The sequence below is a fragment of the Faecalicatena orotica genome, from assembly GCF_003149245.1.
GTDB classification, from domain to species: Bacteria; Bacillota; Clostridia; order Lachnospirales; family Lachnospiraceae; genus Faecalicatena_A; species Faecalicatena_A orotica.
Window position 1 is genome coordinate 487,896 of record NZ_QGDL01000001.1, and the last position, 17,868, is coordinate 505,763.

General features: G+C 44.7%; 17 protein-coding genes. 2 read left to right on the forward strand and 15 right to left on the reverse strand.

Annotation, left to right across the window (positions count from 1 at the left end):
• Positions 1-60 precede the first annotated feature (60 nt).
• The 11 genes from A8806_RS02070 to A8806_RS02120 all read right to left on the reverse strand — a co-directional run bounded on the left by A8806_RS02070 (position 61) and on the right by A8806_RS02120 (position 10,148).
• Positions 61-993: a DUF4097 family beta strand repeat-containing protein gene (locus A8806_RS02070; protein WP_109729492.1), complete on the reverse strand. Its 933-nt coding sequence runs from the start codon at positions 991-993 to the stop codon at positions 61-63.
• A 9-nt stretch (positions 994-1,002) separates the two neighbouring features.
• Positions 1,003-1,668: a permease prefix domain 1-containing protein gene (locus tag A8806_RS02075; RefSeq protein WP_109729493.1), complete on the reverse strand. Its 666-nt coding sequence runs from the start codon at positions 1,666-1,668 to the stop codon at positions 1,003-1,005.
• Positions 1,658-2,008 carry a PadR family transcriptional regulator gene (locus tag A8806_RS02080; protein WP_109729494.1) on the reverse strand — a complete coding sequence of 117 codons (351 nt, stop codon included), beginning with the start codon at positions 2,006-2,008 and terminating at the stop codon, positions 1,658-1,660. Before A8806_RS02080 ends, A8806_RS02075 begins: the two co-directional genes overlap by 11 nt.
• Positions 2,009-2,149: 141 nt before the next feature.
• Positions 2,150-3,025 carry a MurR/RpiR family transcriptional regulator gene (locus tag A8806_RS02085; protein ID WP_109729495.1) on the reverse strand — a complete coding sequence of 292 codons (876 nt, stop codon included), beginning with the start codon at positions 3,023-3,025 and terminating at the stop codon, positions 2,150-2,152.
• Positions 3,026-3,107: 82 nt separating this feature from the next.
• Positions 3,108-4,061, reverse strand: a complete 954-nt coding sequence (locus A8806_RS02090; RefSeq protein ID WP_181368549.1) for a phosphoglycerate dehydrogenase — start codon at positions 4,059-4,061, stop codon at positions 3,108-3,110.
• A 34-nt stretch (positions 4,062-4,095) separates the two neighbouring features.
• Complete coding sequence (locus A8806_RS02095; protein ID WP_109729497.1) at positions 4,096-5,589, reverse strand: gluconokinase; 1,494 nt, start codon at positions 5,587-5,589, stop codon at positions 4,096-4,098.
• A gap of 43 nt (positions 5,590-5,632) precedes the next feature.
• The gene (locus A8806_RS02100; RefSeq protein WP_109729498.1) at positions 5,633-6,277 is read right to left on the reverse strand and encodes a bifunctional 2-keto-4-hydroxyglutarate aldolase/2-keto-3-deoxy-6-phosphogluconate aldolase; all 645 of its coding nucleotides are present in this window, start codon (positions 6,275-6,277) and stop codon (positions 5,633-5,635) included.
• Between the two features lie 97 nt (positions 6,278-6,374).
• The gene (locus tag A8806_RS02105) at positions 6,375-7,673 is read right to left on the reverse strand and encodes a TRAP transporter large permease (RefSeq protein WP_109729499.1); all 1,299 of its coding nucleotides are present in this window, start codon (positions 7,671-7,673) and stop codon (positions 6,375-6,377) included.
• A gap of 6 nt (positions 7,674-7,679) precedes the next feature.
• Complete coding sequence (locus tag A8806_RS02110; protein WP_146203247.1) at positions 7,680-8,120, reverse strand: TRAP transporter small permease; 441 nt, start codon at positions 8,118-8,120, stop codon at positions 7,680-7,682.
• A gap of 103 nt (positions 8,121-8,223) precedes the next feature.
• A complete protein-coding gene (locus A8806_RS02115) occupies positions 8,224-9,231 on the reverse strand; it encodes a DctP family TRAP transporter solute-binding subunit (RefSeq protein WP_181368550.1) in 1,008 nt (335 codons plus the stop codon).
• Between the two features lie 2 nt (positions 9,232-9,233).
• Positions 9,234-10,148 (reverse strand): dihydrodipicolinate synthase family protein, encoded by a 915-nt coding sequence (locus A8806_RS02120; protein WP_109729502.1) that lies wholly within the window; start codon positions 10,146-10,148, stop codon positions 9,234-9,236.
• A 273-nt stretch (positions 10,149-10,421) separates the two neighbouring features.
• Between A8806_RS02120 and A8806_RS02125 the strand changes: the two genes are divergently transcribed.
• A complete protein-coding gene (locus tag A8806_RS02125; protein WP_242995924.1) occupies positions 10,422-10,883 on the forward strand; it encodes a hypothetical protein in 462 nt (153 codons plus the stop codon).
• A 122-nt stretch (positions 10,884-11,005) separates the two neighbouring features.
• Here A8806_RS02125 and ald read toward each other — a convergent pair whose 3' ends face one another.
• Positions 11,006-12,133 (reverse strand): alanine dehydrogenase, encoded by a 1,128-nt coding sequence (gene ald / locus A8806_RS02130; RefSeq protein WP_109729503.1) that lies wholly within the window; start codon positions 12,131-12,133, stop codon positions 11,006-11,008.
• Between the two features lie 160 nt (positions 12,134-12,293).
• On the opposite strand from ald, the gene A8806_RS02135 reads away from it, so the two are divergent.
• Positions 12,294-13,649, forward strand: a complete 1,356-nt coding sequence (locus A8806_RS02135; RefSeq protein WP_109729842.1) for an MATE family efflux transporter — start codon at positions 12,294-12,296, stop codon at positions 13,647-13,649.
• Positions 13,650-13,699: 50 nt separating this feature from the next.
• Here A8806_RS02135 and ytvI read toward each other — a convergent pair whose 3' ends face one another.
• From ytvI to lon, 3 genes are read right to left on the reverse strand one after another with little or no spacing between them, the layout of a single operon-like run.
• The gene (ytvI, locus tag A8806_RS02140; protein WP_109729504.1) at positions 13,700-14,824 is read right to left on the reverse strand and encodes a sporulation integral membrane protein YtvI; all 1,125 of its coding nucleotides are present in this window, start codon (positions 14,822-14,824) and stop codon (positions 13,700-13,702) included.
• Positions 14,825-14,826: 2 nt separating this feature from the next.
• Positions 14,827-15,429, reverse strand: coding sequence for a ribosome biogenesis GTP-binding protein YihA/YsxC (gene yihA / locus A8806_RS02145; protein WP_109729505.1), 603 nt, complete (start codon positions 15,427-15,429; stop codon positions 14,827-14,829).
• The gene (gene lon, locus A8806_RS02150) at positions 15,426-17,774 is read right to left on the reverse strand and encodes an endopeptidase La (RefSeq protein ID WP_109729506.1); all 2,349 of its coding nucleotides are present in this window, start codon (positions 17,772-17,774) and stop codon (positions 15,426-15,428) included. Before lon ends, yihA begins: the two co-directional genes overlap by 4 nt.
• Between the last annotated feature and the right edge of the window lie 94 nt (positions 17,775-17,868).

The following is a 17,868-nucleotide window of genomic DNA, read 5'->3' on the forward strand; positions in this document are numbered from 1 at the left end:
GGGATGAAAACTTATCCCATAGTCTAAGCTTTCAACCCTTTTCGTGCATCTTCTGCCTCTTTACTTTTTCTTTATCGTGAAGTCGCCGCTCACAGATCCAAGGTTAAAGGATGCCCCGCCATCTTTATATGTTCCCCGTTCATCCGCATGTGTCACTCCAAAATCACAGTTAAATGACCCACTTACGGTATCCAGATGGTAAGTAAACCCGTCATTCTCAGGTATCGCCAGTATAAAATCCCCACTTACACTGTCCGTTTTGATTTTATCCGGACATGTACTTGATTCTATCTCTACATCACCGGATACTGTATCGGATTCTACCTTCCGGCAGCTGCCCTTTACATTTACACTTCCGCTCGTGGTATTTGTGTTCAGCTTATCCTCCACTGTCACGTCAAGTCCTGTCAGGCAGCCGCTGGTGCTGTCCATCTCCAGTTTTGCTGTTTTGCACTTTTCCAGTTCGAAATCGCCGGAAGTTGAATTCAGATTAAACCTGTCTGCCGTAATCCCTTTGATGCGTGTGTTTGAGGAAATGGTATCTATTCCCACATACCCCAGCCTTTTCCCTGTTTCCTCTGGGATCTTTACTGTCAGTTCTTTACTCAGGCTCTTTCCCATTGACAGCATTTTTTTCTGTGCCTTCTGGTATTGTATCTTCAGCCTTCCATTTTTGTTGTAATAGTGAAGCTGCTCATTTTCCTTCAAATCTCTTGAAGCCTTCTCATAAAACTGAACCGTATCACCATCATATACTTCAACCCTGACACTTCCACTCATCCAGTTAATATCCAGATCGTTTATCTCGCTTCCGTCTATTTTTCCGGCCCCTGCCTGATATTTTCCGGAATCCGGATAATAATACCCGCTGCTGAATCCGATGTTGAACCAATGGAAATTACCTGTCAAACCGAGTACCAGTATGATGACCAGCGCTGCTGCCGCAACAGACCAGGCTATAATCCGAATGATTGCTGATTGTCTTCTATCCATGTCCCCACCCTACCTTTTTAATTCAAATACAGCTTTCAGAATTCCTTCAACTGCAACACCAATCAGGAAAATCACCCATGTGATGTGCCATGCCATCGTCCAGAAACTAATCAGTATATAAATCACAACGATCAGTGCCCACAATGCACTGCTGATCGCCCTGAATGCCCTTCTGGCGGAATCGGTCTGCTGCTGCCACTCTCTGAATTCATCTACAATAGAGTCATCGGCGCGGTGATAATATGGCTTTGTTAAATTATTATAAATAAGGATTGCTGTTGCCACACCAATCATGCTAAACATCAGTGCCGGGGCAATGCTGTCCTCATAAGCGCTTCCTGACATCAATATCGGAGGTAACAGACACATAATGTACAATGCAACTGCCACGGAAATCCGAAGTGCTGACTTCCTCCTCCATTTGTCCATCTTTTCGTCATATACAGGCTGCATATCCGTATTCTCATTCTGGAGCCCTGCAAGCAGTTCATCCATATCTCCGATAGTTGCAACTGCAATGTTATAGGCAGCCTCCTCCGTCTTTCCTTCTTTTAGCAGATCATGGTATTTGTCGACCAGATTCTGCAGAATCTCTTCCTTTAACTCCACTGTCTTTCTCGTTGGCTTCACATCCCTGAACAGGTGGTCCATATATGCCCTCAGTTTATCTTCCATCTTGCCTCTCCTCTCCACTTTTGATCAGAATATCTATCAGCTCTTTGGCTTCGTCCCATTCTTTCTTCATCTGATCATATGCCTGACGCCCTTCCGGGGTGATTGTATAATAGCGTCTCCTTGCCCCTGTATTCTCGTTTCCCCAATAGGAACAGATATACCCTGCCCCCTCCAGCCTCCGAAAGGCGGTATACAGTGTTGCTTCCTTTAATTCATAATTATTATTTGTCTTCACCTGAATATCCTTGTTAATCTTATAGCCATAGCTGTCCTCCCTTGTCAGGTGTGCCAGGATGATAGTATCTGTATGCCCGCGGATTAAATCTGAAGCGATTGACATATACATACCTCCTTTCTTATACTTACATTTAAACATATGATACCTCGCCTGTCAAGGTATATATTTGAATAAACCAATCCATATGAACAAAGCGGTAATAAAAATACTGCCCATGAATTCTCAGCTTCATGGGCAGTATCTTTATTTCTTAATTTCTTTCTCGGCAGATAATGCCTGCCTTGTCTCATGGATATTCCTGATATATTGCTCCTGGTTCTTTAGTGCAATTGCAGTTACAACTACATCTATGATGGCAAGCATGGCAACGCGGGAACTTGAAGGTTCCTGCTTGTAAGAGGTTTCTCTCGCCCTCACCTCAAAGACCAGATCCGCCATTTTCCCCAAAAGGGATTCTTTGAACGAGGTAATCAGTACTGTCTTGGTTTTATTTTTCTTCGCAATATTTATTACTTCCGCAAAATGCTTTGTAGTCCCTGAATTTGAAAAGATGATAATTAGGTCTTTCTTTCCAAGCAGCGCCGCACGCATTAGCTGAATATGGGAATCTATACACACCCAGGTATTGATGCCCGTCCTTAAAAACTTATTTTCTCCATCGATGGCAACTGTACCTGATCCACCCAGTCCGTAGAACTCTACTTTTCCGCCCCTGCACAAAAGCTGGAGCAGTTCTTCCATATTCTTATAGTTTATATAAGTAAATGTCTGCTGCAATGCAAGAATATGGGAGTTAACAACCTTCTGCGAGATTTCCTGCAGTGAATCGGACTCCAAAATCTCTTCATGTATAATCTTTAATGTTTCATTTGTATAATTGCTTCCCTGTGCCAGAGCAATTTTGAAGTCCTGATAGCCGTCGAAATCAAGCTTTCGGCAAAAACGTACAACTGTCGGTTCTGAAACATTGACCTGCTTTGCAAGGCTCGCAATTGACAGACGCATCGTCTCATCTGAATTTTCCAGAACGTATCCTGCCACTTTCTGTTCTGCCTTGCTTAACATATCAAACAACTCCTGAATACGCAGTAATACTTCATTTTTTGAATGTAAGATCATAAGTGAATCCTCCCCAAAGTCATCCTGTTTTCCGGGATTACACAATTATCTTACCACAGGAAACTGTCAAGTACAATTAATTTCAGACATTCAGCATGTGTTCGGGATTCTTCTCAATCAAAACTTCAACCAGATGTTCTGATACGATTCTGGTAACATTCTTCATTGTTTCTATGGTAGAAGCCCCTATATGAGGAGTCATTGTTATGTCTAGTTCCCGAAGCGGAGATTCTAAATCCAGAGGCTCCTCTGCAAAAGCATCCAGTGCCGCCCCGCGAATCCTTTTTTCCCTAAGCGCCTCAATCAGCGCATCTGTCTCTATAAGGCCCCCTCTGGCGGTATTGACTATAATGACCTCTTTTTTCATCTGTCTTAAACTTGTTTCATTGATTATGCCCTGTGTACTTTCCAACAAGGGCAGGTTAAGGCTGACAAAATCACTTTCCCTGTAAATCTGATTAACGTCATCTACCAATTCCACCTGAAACGCCTTACACCACTTCAGATCAGGAGCTGCATCATAGGCTAGCACACGCATCCGGAATCCTTGCAACAGCTCTACAAACCGCCTTCCAATAGCTCCCAGTCCAAGCACTCCGATCGTTTTCCCGGAAATCTCCACCCCTACCTCTCTTTCCCATCTCCTCTGATCAATCAGGCGGGAATGTTTTACAACTTTCCTTGCCTCGCACAGCAAAATCCCCAGATTCAGTTCTGCAACTGCCTGCGCATTGGCTCCCGGGCAGTTTCCCACATAGATATGCCGCTTTGATGCCTCCGCAACATCGATATGATCCACCCCGGTACCGTTCATATGTATGACTTTCAGCTTCTTTCCTGCCTCCAGAACCGTTTTATCAATCCTGTCTATTCCGCAGACCAGTGCATCATAATCTGGAACTGCCTTTGCTATTTGTTCACTTGACATATTGCTCACAGATGCTCTTTCAATTTCAATTCCTTTCTCCTTAAGTTCCTCAATAATTTCAGGATTATATCTTGCAAATGATTTTGAAGTTACTAACACTTTATACATATTTACCTCCTGGCTCTGCCAGGCATTAAACTTTCTATAATTCAATGTTATACATTGCATTTCTGAGTCTTATGTATTTCACATATTTTTTCTGATATGAAATATGTTTGTCAATATCCGGCTGATATACAAAGTCCACAGCCAGTTCTTTTTCAAATGACAGTTCCTTTAGTACACCAATCCCATAGAGGGCAAAGATAGCCGCACCCATAATAGAACCTTCCGCCATATTGAGCGTAATAATCTTTTTCCCCAGTATATCTGCAAGCATCTGGCACATCGTTTTTGTTCTGGAAAGACCACCGGTAAGAATCAAGTCCGGGCATATTTTCACCTGTTCATGAATAATATTTACAAGCGAAAACAGATCAAACCCAATACTTTCCAGATATGACTTTACAATATCTACAAGAGTGTGCTCATGAGTCAGCCCGTAAATCGTTGCCTTCACCTTCTCATCCCAGTAGGGACTTCTGCACTTAATCAGATAGGGCAGGAATAAAAGATCGTCGCAGGCCGGGGGAAGTTTATACAGCTTTTTGTCTACCACATCAAAAATCTCATCAAAGCTCTTTGCATACGCAAATTCTGCAATATTCCGGATCATCCACTGATATCCATTTCCCACATTACTTAAGATCCCACCATATACCCACATATGATCTGTCACGGCATAAGTCCACATCCGTTGCTCACTGTCCACCACCGGGACAGATGTCAGAACCCTTGCAGCTCCGGAGGTACCCAAGTCAATATTGATGACTCCTTCTTTTGAAGCTCCGCTCCCCAGATTTGCAAGTGGCCCGTCTCCTCCGCCCGGTACAACTTTTATTCCTGATGGAAGCCCCAGCTCTTCTCTCAATTCCTGATTTCTGAACTCAAATACTGCTGCACCTGAAACAGGGCAGGATAACTGCTCCTCTGAAATTCCGATCATACTCAGGGCACGGCTGTCCCATTCCAACTGATGAATATTGAACAGCCCGCTTCCTGATGCCATCGAGTAATCTACAACATACTCACCAATTATTTTTTCCATAATGTACTCTTTAATCGAAATGTATTTATAAGCCTTCGCTGCAATCTCCTGTTCATTCTCCCTGAGCCACATAATCTTGGATAAAGGATACATAGAGTTCAAAGGACAGCCGGTTGCCTCATAGAGATAACTTTTTCCATAGATCATAGAAAGTCTTTCTGCCTGTTCGTCACTTCTGGAATCCGACCAGAGAATCATATGATACAGTGGATGTCCGTTTATATCGACTGGAAAAATATTATACATCTGACTGCTGAATGACATCGCTTTAATACTCTGTCTGTCAACTCCGGCATTCTCAATGCAGGCCCTGACTGTATCTTTGAAATACTTCTCAATTTCACTCGGAGACTGTTCCTGCATATACTTACTCACGAGAATGACATCGTATCTGGTCTGCTCTCTATGCAGGATATTTCCTTCTTCATCGATAATCATGGCTCTCACACTTGATGTTCCGATATCCAACGCAAGGACATTTGTACTCATATATTTTTTACCTCTCTTCCTGACCGGATTCTTTTATGGTTACCTAACTCTGGCGTGCTGCTCTGATATTGGCCGAAAACCGCCTCGCAAGATCAGTAATTGCCCCATAATCACCTGTCTTTGCTCCTGCTGTCAGGCTTCCGCCTGCGCCAACAGCAACACAGCCTGCCTTAATCCATGTTTCTACGTTATCAACATCCACACCGCCCGACGGCATCATTTCAGCCTGTGGCATGGGACCTTTGACGGCTTTCACAAAATCAACTTTTAAGACATTGCCCGGAAAGATTTTTACGATGTCCACACCATATTTTAACGCTTCAGAAATCTCTTTCAGTGTCATACACCCCGGCATATAGGGAATTTTATATAAATTGCAGAGCATCGCAGTTTCTCTGTCAAAACTGGAGCTTACGATATATTGGGCTCCGCTTAATATTGCAATTCTTGCCGTAGGTGCATCTAAAACGGTTCCTGCACCGATTAGAATTTCTTCCGGTTTATATGTTTTTGCCAGTTCTTCAATGATGCGATGTGCTCCCGGCACTGTAAATGTAATCTCTACTGAGGCGCAGCCTCCCGCGATGCAGGCTTCTGTAATCTTCTTTGCCTCATCCGCGTGTTCCGCACGCACGACCGCAACTAATCCATTTTCTTTTATTTTTTTTAATATTTCTTCTTTTTTCATTTTCATTCTCCTATATCTTTCATAAATTTACAATAGTTTTCTTGAAAGGGCACATATTTTAAAGTAAAAAGAATACCTTACCTCATCCAGACTGCTTTTACTGATAAAGCAGATTTGGCAGGAATGTTATAATCTGTGGGACGAATACTGCAATCAAAATAACCGCAAATGTGACAATTGTATAGGGGATGAGTTCTTTACTCACCTCGCTAAATGTCTTCTTGGTCATTCCGCACGCCGTGAAAATCAGTGTCCCGACCGGAGGTGTAATAAGCCCTGTTGTCAGAATTGCAAGGAAAATCACTCCAAAATACACCGGATCAATTCCATACTGAGTCACCGGAGCAATAAAAATCGGTGCAAGTATCAAGATTGCAGGTGTCAGGTCCATGATCATCCCGACAATAACCAACAGTATAAATACGATCAACATGAACACCATTTGAGAATCCGCAAATTTTAATAAATAGTCAGCAACCTGCTGTGGTACACGGTTATATGTCAGTACCCAGGCAACTGCTGACGCACTTCCTACGATTGCCATAACAGTTCCTGTAGACTTCATGGATCTTTCAAAGATTTGTGTGATGCCTTCAAGCTTCAGTTCTTTATATACAAACTTTGAAATAATAAACGCATAAACTACAGTAAAGGCTGCTGCTTCCGTTGCAGTAAAGATTCCTGCTACGATTGTCACCATGATAAATATCGGAAGCATAATTGCCCAGATGACGCCTTTTGATTCATTTTCTTCCACATCAATAACATTTCCCATATTTTTTACTGCACTTTTGGGAACATAGTATCCGCGCTTTTTCCCAATGATATAACTCAGGACCACATGGCCGGCAGTAATCAGAAGACCCAGTATCATCCCCCCTACGAAAAGGCTCGGTATTGCGGCTCCTGTAATAGAGCCATAAAGGATAACCGGTATGCTGGGCGGAATGATGGGCCCTACAACACCGCCTGCTGCCACCACTGCCCCACTGTATGCAGATCCATATTTTTGTTTTTGCATGGCCGGAATCATAATTGCACCGATAGCTGCTGCCGTAGCGATGGCAGAACCGTTAATCGCTGCAAATATCATGGCGCTGACACCTGCAACCATTGCAAGCCCTCCGGGAATATTTCCCAGCTTTTTTGAAACTGCGGCAATAATTCGTTTTGTCATCCCGCCTGAGTTCATAATCTCGCCTGCCAGAATAAAAAAGAAAATAGCCGTCAGAGAATAGTTATCCATTGATTTAATAAACTGATGTGCAAATACCAGTACCTGTACATCACTGAAATACAGCAGTATAATTGCAGATAGAGACAGTGACAATACGATTGGTACACCAATCACAAAAAATACTGCAAAAATGCCCAAATATAATAACAGTGTACTCATATCTTTTTACTCCTCCTGCCTGTCCTTTTCCTGTTTACGCAATGTCTTAACGATTCCCCAAATTCCAATAAATATCCAGACTACACCTGCAATTACTCCCGGTATATAAAACATGGCTCCCGGCAGTTTTGTGGCAGGCAGCGGAATCTTTCCGATTACAGAGATAATTCCGGCACCATATACCATCAAATTCCAGCCTATGATAATCAGTACAGCATACGCAGCCACTGCACAGACTTTTCTGGTCGTTTTGTTCCTGTTAGAAACAACATCAAACCCGATATGACCGCCCGTTATAAACAGATCGGTGATTCCAATAAACATTGCCCATGCAAAAAGAAGGCGTATGACTTCTTCTGCCCAGAGAAATGTATCCCCTAGTATGTACCGTCCCAATGCATTTATGAACATAATCAGTGTCATGGAGAGACCCAAAATCATTAACATTATATTTTCAACCTTTTTTACCTGATTTTTCACTTTTTAACCCTGCTTCCCTTTCCCGGATCTGCCGCTGTGGCTCACGCCCCTGAAGCGGCTGCTCCCCGTTTTATTTTTGTGCTTCTTCAATTACTCTGTCCATAAATTCCTTTCCAATTACCGATTCAAATTTCACATATGTGCTTTGGGCGGCCTCCTGAAAGGCCATCTTTTCTTCATCTGTAAGTATATAAATATCAGATTTCTGAGCGATCTCATCAATATATTCCTGCTCCTGTGTGCGCCCCGCTTCTCTCTCATAAATCCGGACATCATATGCGGCTTTCGTTACAATTTCCTGCAGTTCCTCCGGCAGATCCTCAAGAAGCGCCTTACTGTACAAGACCGGGACAGGCGAATATACATGATCTGATATCGTTGTATATGGCTGGACCTCATAGAACTTATTCGTTGCAATAATTGAAAGTGGATTTTCCTGTCCATCAATAACATTCGACTGAAGTGAAGTGTATATTTCACCAAATCCAAGTGGGGTCGGTGCGGCTCCAAGCTTCTGGAAGAAATCAATATGCACATCATTCTGCATGGTCCTCAGTTTGATTCCTTTCAAATCCTCAGGTTTTACAATTTTTCGTTTATTGTTCGTCAATTCGCGGAACCCATTTTCCCACCAGGAAAGTCCTACTATACCGATATCCTCCATGCTAGAGAGCATCTCGGTTCCGATTTCACCATCCAACACCCTGTCCGCCTGATCAGTATTCAGGAAAAGGAACGGCAGGTCAAATGCAAGATATGAAGATTCAAAAAGTCCAAGCGGGCCAGTCGTTGTCGGACACATATCCAGTGCTCCGATCTGTAACAGCTCTATCATTTCTTTTTCCGAGCCAAGCTGTGAGGAAGGGAAAAGCTGTACATCTACATCATATCCCATCTCCCCTGCTTCCTTTTCCACCCTTTTTTCAAATTCCTTTGATGCCAGATCAATTGGATGGCCGGGGTTAGTTCCATATCCTACTTTGATTGAATAGGATTTTCCCTTTACTGACACTCCACATCCTGAGAGCATACTAATCGCCAGAGAAGCTGATAACAAACACACAATCCATCTTTTCATTCTTATCTCTCCCATTTTTTGATAAATTCCGCAGAACTATATGCGTTTTCAAATGCTTCTTTCTCCTTTTCGTTCAAGTCTCTGACCGGGAGTCGGAAACCACCGAATTTAAGTCCTCTCTTCTCAATTGCATATTTATAACCAGATGCATATGGCCCGATTTTAAAGATACTTCTCATCTGGTTAATTTCTTTTTGGATTTCACATGCGTGATCCTTGTCTCCCGCATTGTATGCGTTCCACAGAGCAACGAAAATTTCGGGATGAGAATTAGCAATCGCTGTCACGATTCCTTTTGCACCTGCACACAGGGAAAGGTAAAATAGTCCATCTGATCCGCTGATGGCGATTGCCTCTTCTGGAAGCTCATTTATGTAATCCTGAAACAAGACCATATCCTTACTGCTGTCTTTTACACCAACAATGTTCTCACAAGTCTGTACCAGTCTCTTGTATAACTTCACTGACAACTTATTATTTGCCCTGTCCGGATTGTTATAAATGAAGATTGGCATCTGAGGAACTGCACTGGCAATGGCTGAAAAATTTTGATACAGGTTTTCTTCATCATAAGGATAGAACCACGGAGTGATAAGTGCCATTGCATGAACACCTTTCTCATAACAGTATCTGGCAAATGCTATGCTCTCAGCTGTATTTACACAGGTACCCTGTACGATGATATCTACACGGTCCTTTACCTGATCCACCAGAACATCAATGATATGCTTTTTCTCCTCCAGAGGAATGTTGATTCCCTCCCCCATCGTTCCTATCGGAAACAATCCGTGGATACCACGTTCGATCATAAATTCAATATGTTCCCGGTAAGCAGTCTCATCTAACACGCCTTCCTCAGTAAACGGTGTTAAATTTGCAACAATGATTCCTTCAAATTTTCTGACTAATGTAATCATATTTCTCTACCTCACTTTTTAAAATGTAATTTAACTACATTTGAATATTATCATGTTAGTAGTAATTTTACAATATATTTTTTCTTTATTTATGTATTAATACTACTTTTCGTCAAAATTCACAATTTAGTAACGGTAGATTTGTTAAGAAATCATAGTTGATTTTCTAAATCTATACTATAAAACAATCACGACACACAATCATATCCTTCCTCCACGTAACATTCTATTTCTAGGCTAATATACTAAAAAGAAAAAGAAAGAAGTATTTCTATGAAATTTTGTTGTCCAAATCCACCCGAACCTCCCTGTGGGGAAGATGATGGGCGCCGCTTTTTCGCCCAGTTTGCGGTCCAGTCCAGCCCGCCTTCGGGTTCTGAACTCCCTATGCTGGTTTATTTTCAGGAAGGGGAGCAGATTCGTCTGGAACAGGACAGCCAGATCATCCTCCCTCCCGGCTATCTCTACCTGATAAACTACCTATTCCTGGCCATACCGGAAGCCGATGGATATATGCAGATCATTCCTAAGATTAATAACTCCCTCCGCCTGCTTTACGCCTCCTATGCGCCGGCCGGAAGCGTGGGCCGAAATGCTACGGCTTCGGGAAGCTTTACTACCAATGAGGCTCTTACACAAGAAGCAATGCTCTCTTTCCATCTGACGTATCCGCCTACGGTCAGAAATATCGATATTACGGGAGCTATATCCGTTACTCCGGTCATTAAAATATAAAGTCACTGTACCACTCCTTTTTATTGATAATCTGACTAGCTCATTATAAAAGCAGCCGGATTTACACTAAATTCGTAAATCCGGCTGCTCTCATAACCGTCTGAAAAGCGAATATTCAATTGTTACCGGCCCGGGTTCATGCAAAGTGATTTTATATCTGTATACTCCATTCCAAGGCTCAGCGCCACATTTTGATATGTCACCTTCCCCTGATAAGTATTCACAGCAGAATAAATCACTTCATTCTCCCTGCATGCCTCTTCCAGCCCATTCTTAGCAATCTCCAGCCCATAACGCAGGGTGGCGTTGGTCAGTGCGATGGTTGAAGTTCTCGGCACCGCTCCCGGCATGTTTCCGACACAATAGTGAACAACACTGTCCACTGTATAAATCGGGTCATTGTGGTAAGTCATCTTTGTCGTCTCGCAGCATCCGCCCTGGTCTACTGCCACATCTACAATCACGGCACCTTTTTTCATCTGCTGAAGGTATTTCTTCTTAATGACCTTTGGGGCAGCTTTTCCGGGGATCAGTACACATCCGATTACGAGGTCCGCATTTCTCAATGCTTTTTCTATATTTCTATCATTGGAAACCAGTGTCTGGATTCTGGCACCGAAAATGTCATCCAGATATTGCAGTCTCTGGGTATTCACGTCCATGATAGTCACATTCGCCCCCATACCGGCCGCTATCTTACACGCGTTTGTTCCAACGGATCCTCCGCCTATAATGACAATATCTGCCTTTGGAGTCCCCGGGACCCCTGCCAGAAGCACCCCTTCCCCTCCATACATTTTTTCCAGATACTTAGCCCCTTCCTGTACACTCAGTCGTCCTGCAATCTGGCTCATAGGAGCTAAGAGCGGCAGGCTTTTGTCCCTTTCCATGAGTGTTTCATAAGCCACCCCCTTTACTCCTGATTCCAGCAGTGCTTCCGTCAATGGTTTATCCGCCGCAAGATGGAGGTATGTGTAGAGGATCAATCCTTCATGGAACAGTGGATATTCTTCCGGAAGTGGCTCTTTTACCTTCACCATCATTTCAGAAATATCCCAGACCTCTTTTGCCGTACCCATAATTCTTGCCCCGGCCTCTTCATATTCCGAATCTGGAAAACCCGATCCCACGCCCAGTCCGGATTCTACATATACCTCGTGTCCGGCATTGACGTAACTTCCTGCATTATCCGGTGTCATTCCTACACGGTATTCCTGTTTCTTGATTTCCTTCACACAACCGATTCTCATAGCACTTTCCGCCTTTCTCATAGAGATTCCGTTACTGATTTTTCTGTTTCTATTTTTATTATACAAAATCTTTTTGGGGAAAGCTATGCTTATCTGGATATATGGTGTTATAATGTTATTCGCAATAACCAATATTTATTATTTAGGGGGATTTACTACAGTGAGAAAAAATGTTGATTTACTGAACGGGCCGATCGCTGGCTCACTTGCCCGGCTCGCGCTCCCGATTATGGGGACTTCGCTGATCCAGATGGCTTATAACCTGACGGACATGCTCTGGATCGGGCGCCTGGGAAGCAATGCCGTTGCCGCAGTGGGGGCTGCCGGCATGTATATATGGCTTTCGGCCGGTTTTACTATGCTTGCCCGCATGGGGGGACAGGTCCTGACCGCCCAGTCGCTGGGTGCGGGTAAGAATGAAGAGGCTGTACGCTATGCATCTGCCGCGCTTTGGATGGGCCTTATTCTGGGGCTTCTGTACGGTGCCGTTTCTATTGTTTTTCATGTGCCGCTTGTCGCCTTCTTCCGGCTGAACAGCCCGGAGGTCATCCGCAATGCACAATGGTATCTGATCATTACATGTGGAGCCATTGTTTTTAACTTTATCAACCAGATCCTGACCGGACTGCTGACTGCGATGGGCAACAGTATCACCACATTTTGGTCTACAACGACAGGGCTCCTCATTAATCTGGTTCTGGATCCGATCCTCATCTTCGGCCCTGGCCCGCTTCCTGTACTGGGTGTAAAGGGAGCCGCCATTGCAACGGTATTCGCACAGGTTATTGTATTTGTGATCTATATCATGCGGATTCGAAAAGACCCTGTCATTTTTTCAAAGGTTAAGATTTTCCACCGGCCTGATTTCCGTTATATCAAAGAGATTCTGCTGATCGGTCTGCCTGCTGCCGTACAGAATATTTTCTTCACAGCCATCTCGATGATCATAGCAAGACTGATCGCGGGATGGGGCGATGCAGCCGTGGCAGTACAGAAGGTCGGCAGCCAGATCGAATCTATCTCATGGATGACCGCGGAAGGGTTCGGAAGTTCGGTCAATGCATTCACGGCCCAGAATTACGGGGCCGGAAAAAATGAAAGAGTCCGGAAAGGCTATTTTACGGCACTAAGGATTATGGGAATCTGGGGTGTATTCACCACACTTGCACTGCTGCTCTTCCCTGAATTTTTGTTCCGCCTCTTCATATCAGAGCCGGATGTCATACCGATGGGCGTCGATTACCTCCGTATCCTTGCACTGTCCCAGCTTTTCATGTGTACAGAGGCTGCCTCTGCAGGAACCTTTCAGGGACTCGGCAAATCCATGCCGCCTTCCCTCACCGGGATCACGTTCAATCTGCTGCGTATCCCCCTGGCAGTCTTGCTCTCTGCAACTGTGTTGAAACTGAACGGAATCTGGTGGAGTATTACCATATCCAGTATTATAAAAGGTATCATACTTCCTGTCTGGCTGATGTTGTTCATGCACCGGCTCTGGAAGAATAAGAAATCCTGACATACAAAAATACCGCAAAATGAAAATGAACTTCATTCTGCGGTATTTTTTTAATCGGTCTCTCTGAGTCCCAGTATCCCTTCTACAAGAGTTCTCACATCGTCAAGAATATAATCAAACGCGCCCGCCTGGCACATGTTAATCAGCACCATGCCGATCGGAACGGCAAGGATCATTCCCAGTACACTGCTTACTTTATAGCCGATATAAAGCAGAAGCAGCGTTACAAGAGGGTTCATCCCCATGCTGTCCCCGACCAGTTTCGGCTGCAGAAGCTGGCGCACGAGCTGGGTCACTGCATAGATGACAAGGAGCATTACCGTTGTCTTATAATCCCCTGTCAGGACCTTATAAAGCGCCCAGGGAATCATGGCTGTCCCTGTCCCGAAAAACGGGAGAAAGTCAAGAAATGCAATCAAAAATGCCACCAGCACGGAATAATGGACACCGAGAACCGCAAAACCTGCAAAAAGTATCAGGAACACAACTCCCATGATTTTGAACTGCGCCTTGAAGTATCCCCCCACCGCAAATTTCAGATTGTCCATGACCAGACTCATCCTCTTTTCAACAGACGGAGGCGATACCTTCTTCAGCCAGCTTATGACTTCCTCTCTCTGTACAGTAAAGAAATATGCCGACATAATGGCCACAATAAAAGAAATCAGCCAGGAAGGAAGGCTCTTGGCAAAATTACCCGCCGCAGTCACTGTCGGCTGGCTGATTTTTGATACCAGGTTTCCCATATATTCATCCAGATTCAGCACAACTGTGTTCCAGCCGTTCTGAATACCTTCCGGAAGTCTGGAAAATGCACCGGACAGTGTATCCCCTATCTGCCGCAGTCCCTGTTCCAATTGTGCGTACAGTTCCGGAAAATTCTTGACCAGGTCCCCGATCTCTGCTGTTATACGGCTGATGGCAAAATACAGAACCAGCACGATGAGTGCCAGCACAACGATAACGATCAGAGCTGACCCCAGTTTTTTTACAATCTTTAACCGCTTCTCCAGCCAGTTGACCAGCGGTGTGGCGATCGCAGAAATGATCCAGCCTATTACAAACGGCATCAGGAAACCAATCGCCTTGATTCCGATTATTACAAACGCAGCTGTTGCTATCAGGCTGAAGATAAGGCTTACAGCTACCTGCCAGTAAGGCCTTTTTTTCTCCATACTTATTCCACCTCTTGTCTGTCCAAATACTCCGTTTCAACGAATTCCCAGATTTCATCTCTGCCCTGTTTGGTAACGGAGGAAAAAGGAATAATTTTTGTTCCCGGAACCAGATCCAGCCCTTCTCTTACCATTTTGACATGTTTCTGTATCTGGCTTCTCTTTAGTTTGTCCAGCTTCGTGGCAATTATAACCGGAGCAAATCCCTGCTCCACAATCCAGCGGTACATCATTTTATCATTCGAAGATGGCTCATGGCGGATATCGATCAGCAGGAATACCGCACGCAGCTGGCTGGAACCATGAAGATATCTTTCAATCAGCTTTCCCCACTGAGCCTTTTCCTTCTCTGATACTTTCGCATACCCGTATCCCGGAAGATCTACAAGATACATCTCCTCATTGATGTTATAAAAATTGATTGTCTGCGTTTTTCCCGGTGTCTGGGAAATCCTTGCGTAGGATTTCCTGTTCATCAGGGCGTTGATCAGGGAGGACTTCCCGACATTGGATTTACCTGCAAATGCAATCTCAGGCTTGTCATTGTCCGGCAGTACGCTTGTGATCCCGCAGACTGTCTCCAAATTGATACTTCTGATTATCATATATCTCTCCTGTCTTCCTGTCCGTCTTCTGCCAACAGGGCTGTCTTTAATACTTCATTCATATGTTCTGCCGGAAGAATTTCCAGTCCCTTCGTAATTTCTGAAGACAATTCTTCCACGTCTGCCACATTCTCCTTCGGGATCAGGACCGTCTTGATTCCGGCATTCTTTGCAGCGAGCAGCTTCTCCTTCAGCCCTCCGATCGGAAGGACTCTTCCGCGCAGTGTCACTTCACCTGTCATGGCCAGATCCGCCCTTACTTTGTGGCCGGTAATCGCGGAAATCATAGCCGTTGCCATCGTAATACCCGCTGAAGGGCCGTCTTTCGGAACTGCTCCCTCCGGGATATGTACGTGGATATCATGCTTTTCAAAGAAGTCATCTGCAATCTGGTACTCTCTGCTGACTGAGCGGATATAGCTGATGCCAGTCTGCGCGGATTCCTTCATCACATCGCCGAGCTGTCCGGTCAGCATGATGTCTCCGCTTCCCGGCATGACATTGACCTCGATCTGTAGGGTATCCCCGCCTACGCTGGTCCATGCAAGCCCCCTTACAATACCGACTTCGTCTGTTGCATTGACCATCTGGTACGTATATTTTTCTTTTCCGAGATACTTGTGGATATTCTTCTCTGTCACCGCAATACCCTTTTTCTGTGTTGTCAGGATCTCTTTTGCCGCTTTTCGGCAGACATTTCCAATTTCCCTTTCCAGCTGTCTGACGCCGGCTTCCTTTGTGTAGTTACGTGCCATTTTCCAGATTGCATGCTTGCTGAACGTCAGCTGTTCCGGCTTCAGGCCGTGTTTATCAAGCTGCTTTGGAATCAGGTGTTCCACTGCAATGTGCAGCTTTTCATTCTCTGTATAGCTGCTGACCTCGATGACCTCCATCCGGTCCAGAAGCGGTCTCGGGATTGTCTGAAGCGTATTCGCGGTTGTGATAAACAAAACCTCCGACAAATCCAGCGGTACTTCTAGATAATGGTCACGGAACTTGCTGTTCTGCTCACTGTCAAGCACCTCCAAAAGTGCGGAAAATGTATCCCCCTTATAGTCTGTACTTACCTTGTCGATCTCATCCAGAAGCATGATTGGGTTCTTAGCGCCGGCAGTCTTCATCGCACTGGCTATTCTTCCCGGCATTGCCCCTACGTACGTCTTCCTGTGCCCGCGGATCTCTGCCTCGTCACGCACGCCTCCAAGAGAGATTCTTACATATGGCTTCTTCAGGGCCCTTGCCAGTGATTTTGCAATAGACGTCTTACCTGTTCCCGGCGGTCCTGCCAGACATAAGATCGGGCTTTCCCCCTTCTTCGTGAGAGATCTCACTGCGAGGAATTCCAGAATCCTCTCTTTTACCTGATTCAGCCCGTAATGGTCCTCGTCCAGCACCTTCTGTGCAAACTCAATGTTATTACTGTCTTTTACTGCTTTATTCCAAGGCATTTCTAACAGCGTCTCGATATAGGTCCTGATCACACCGCTCTCGGCAGGGCTGTTCAGGGAGCTTTTGAAACGGCCGATCTCCTTCTCCAGCTTTTCCTTTACTTCCTTCGGCGCCTTCAGCGCTTTTGCCGCTTTTTCAAATTCTTCTGCATCGGATATCGTTGTATCCTCGCCGAGTTCCTCACGGATTAGTTTTAACTGTTCCCTCAGAATATATTCCCTCTGGTGTTTATCGACCCTTTCCTTTACTTTCATCTGGATCTCTTCTTTGATATCCATGATCTGGACTTCATTTACCAGTTTGAATGCAAGCGCCTCATACCGTTTCCAGAAATCCGTCTCGTTCAGGATTTCCTGCAGGTCTGTATAATAAAGGGGAGTGTTTGCAGCAATTTCATCTACAAGCTTCTTCAGTCCCTGTATCTCCAGCACCTGTGCCACAGCCTCCTTGGACATCTTTCCGTTCTTTGCCGCAAAGTCAACAAACATATCCTTCAGTCCGCGCTCCATCGCCTGTCCGTTCAGGTCCTCGGGAATCGTGATGTCAGATTCATCAATGACATCCACCTCAGCGCGCATATACGGATCCTCATACTCGATTGTGCTTAGTATGCCCCTTGTCTCTCCGGAAACAAGTACTCTTACAATATGCTTGGGCAGCTTGATGATCTGCTTGATCGTCCCCACTGTCCCCACTTCGAACAGGTCCTCCTTTTTGGGATTCTCTGTCTCTATATCCTTCTGTGTTACCATAAATATCTTCTGGTCTTCTACCATAGCCTCCTGAATAGCTGCTATGGAACGCTGGCGGCTCACATCAAAGTGAACAATCATCTCCGGCATAATTGTCATGCCGCGCAGCGCAACCATCGGAAGGCTTCGCCTCTCACTTTTCATTACGTCTCCTCCTGCCTGTATGTCTTTTCTTAATGTTTCAATAGCTTTCCGCCTTTTTATCAGACATGCTAAAAGGGCGGATACATGGTCATTC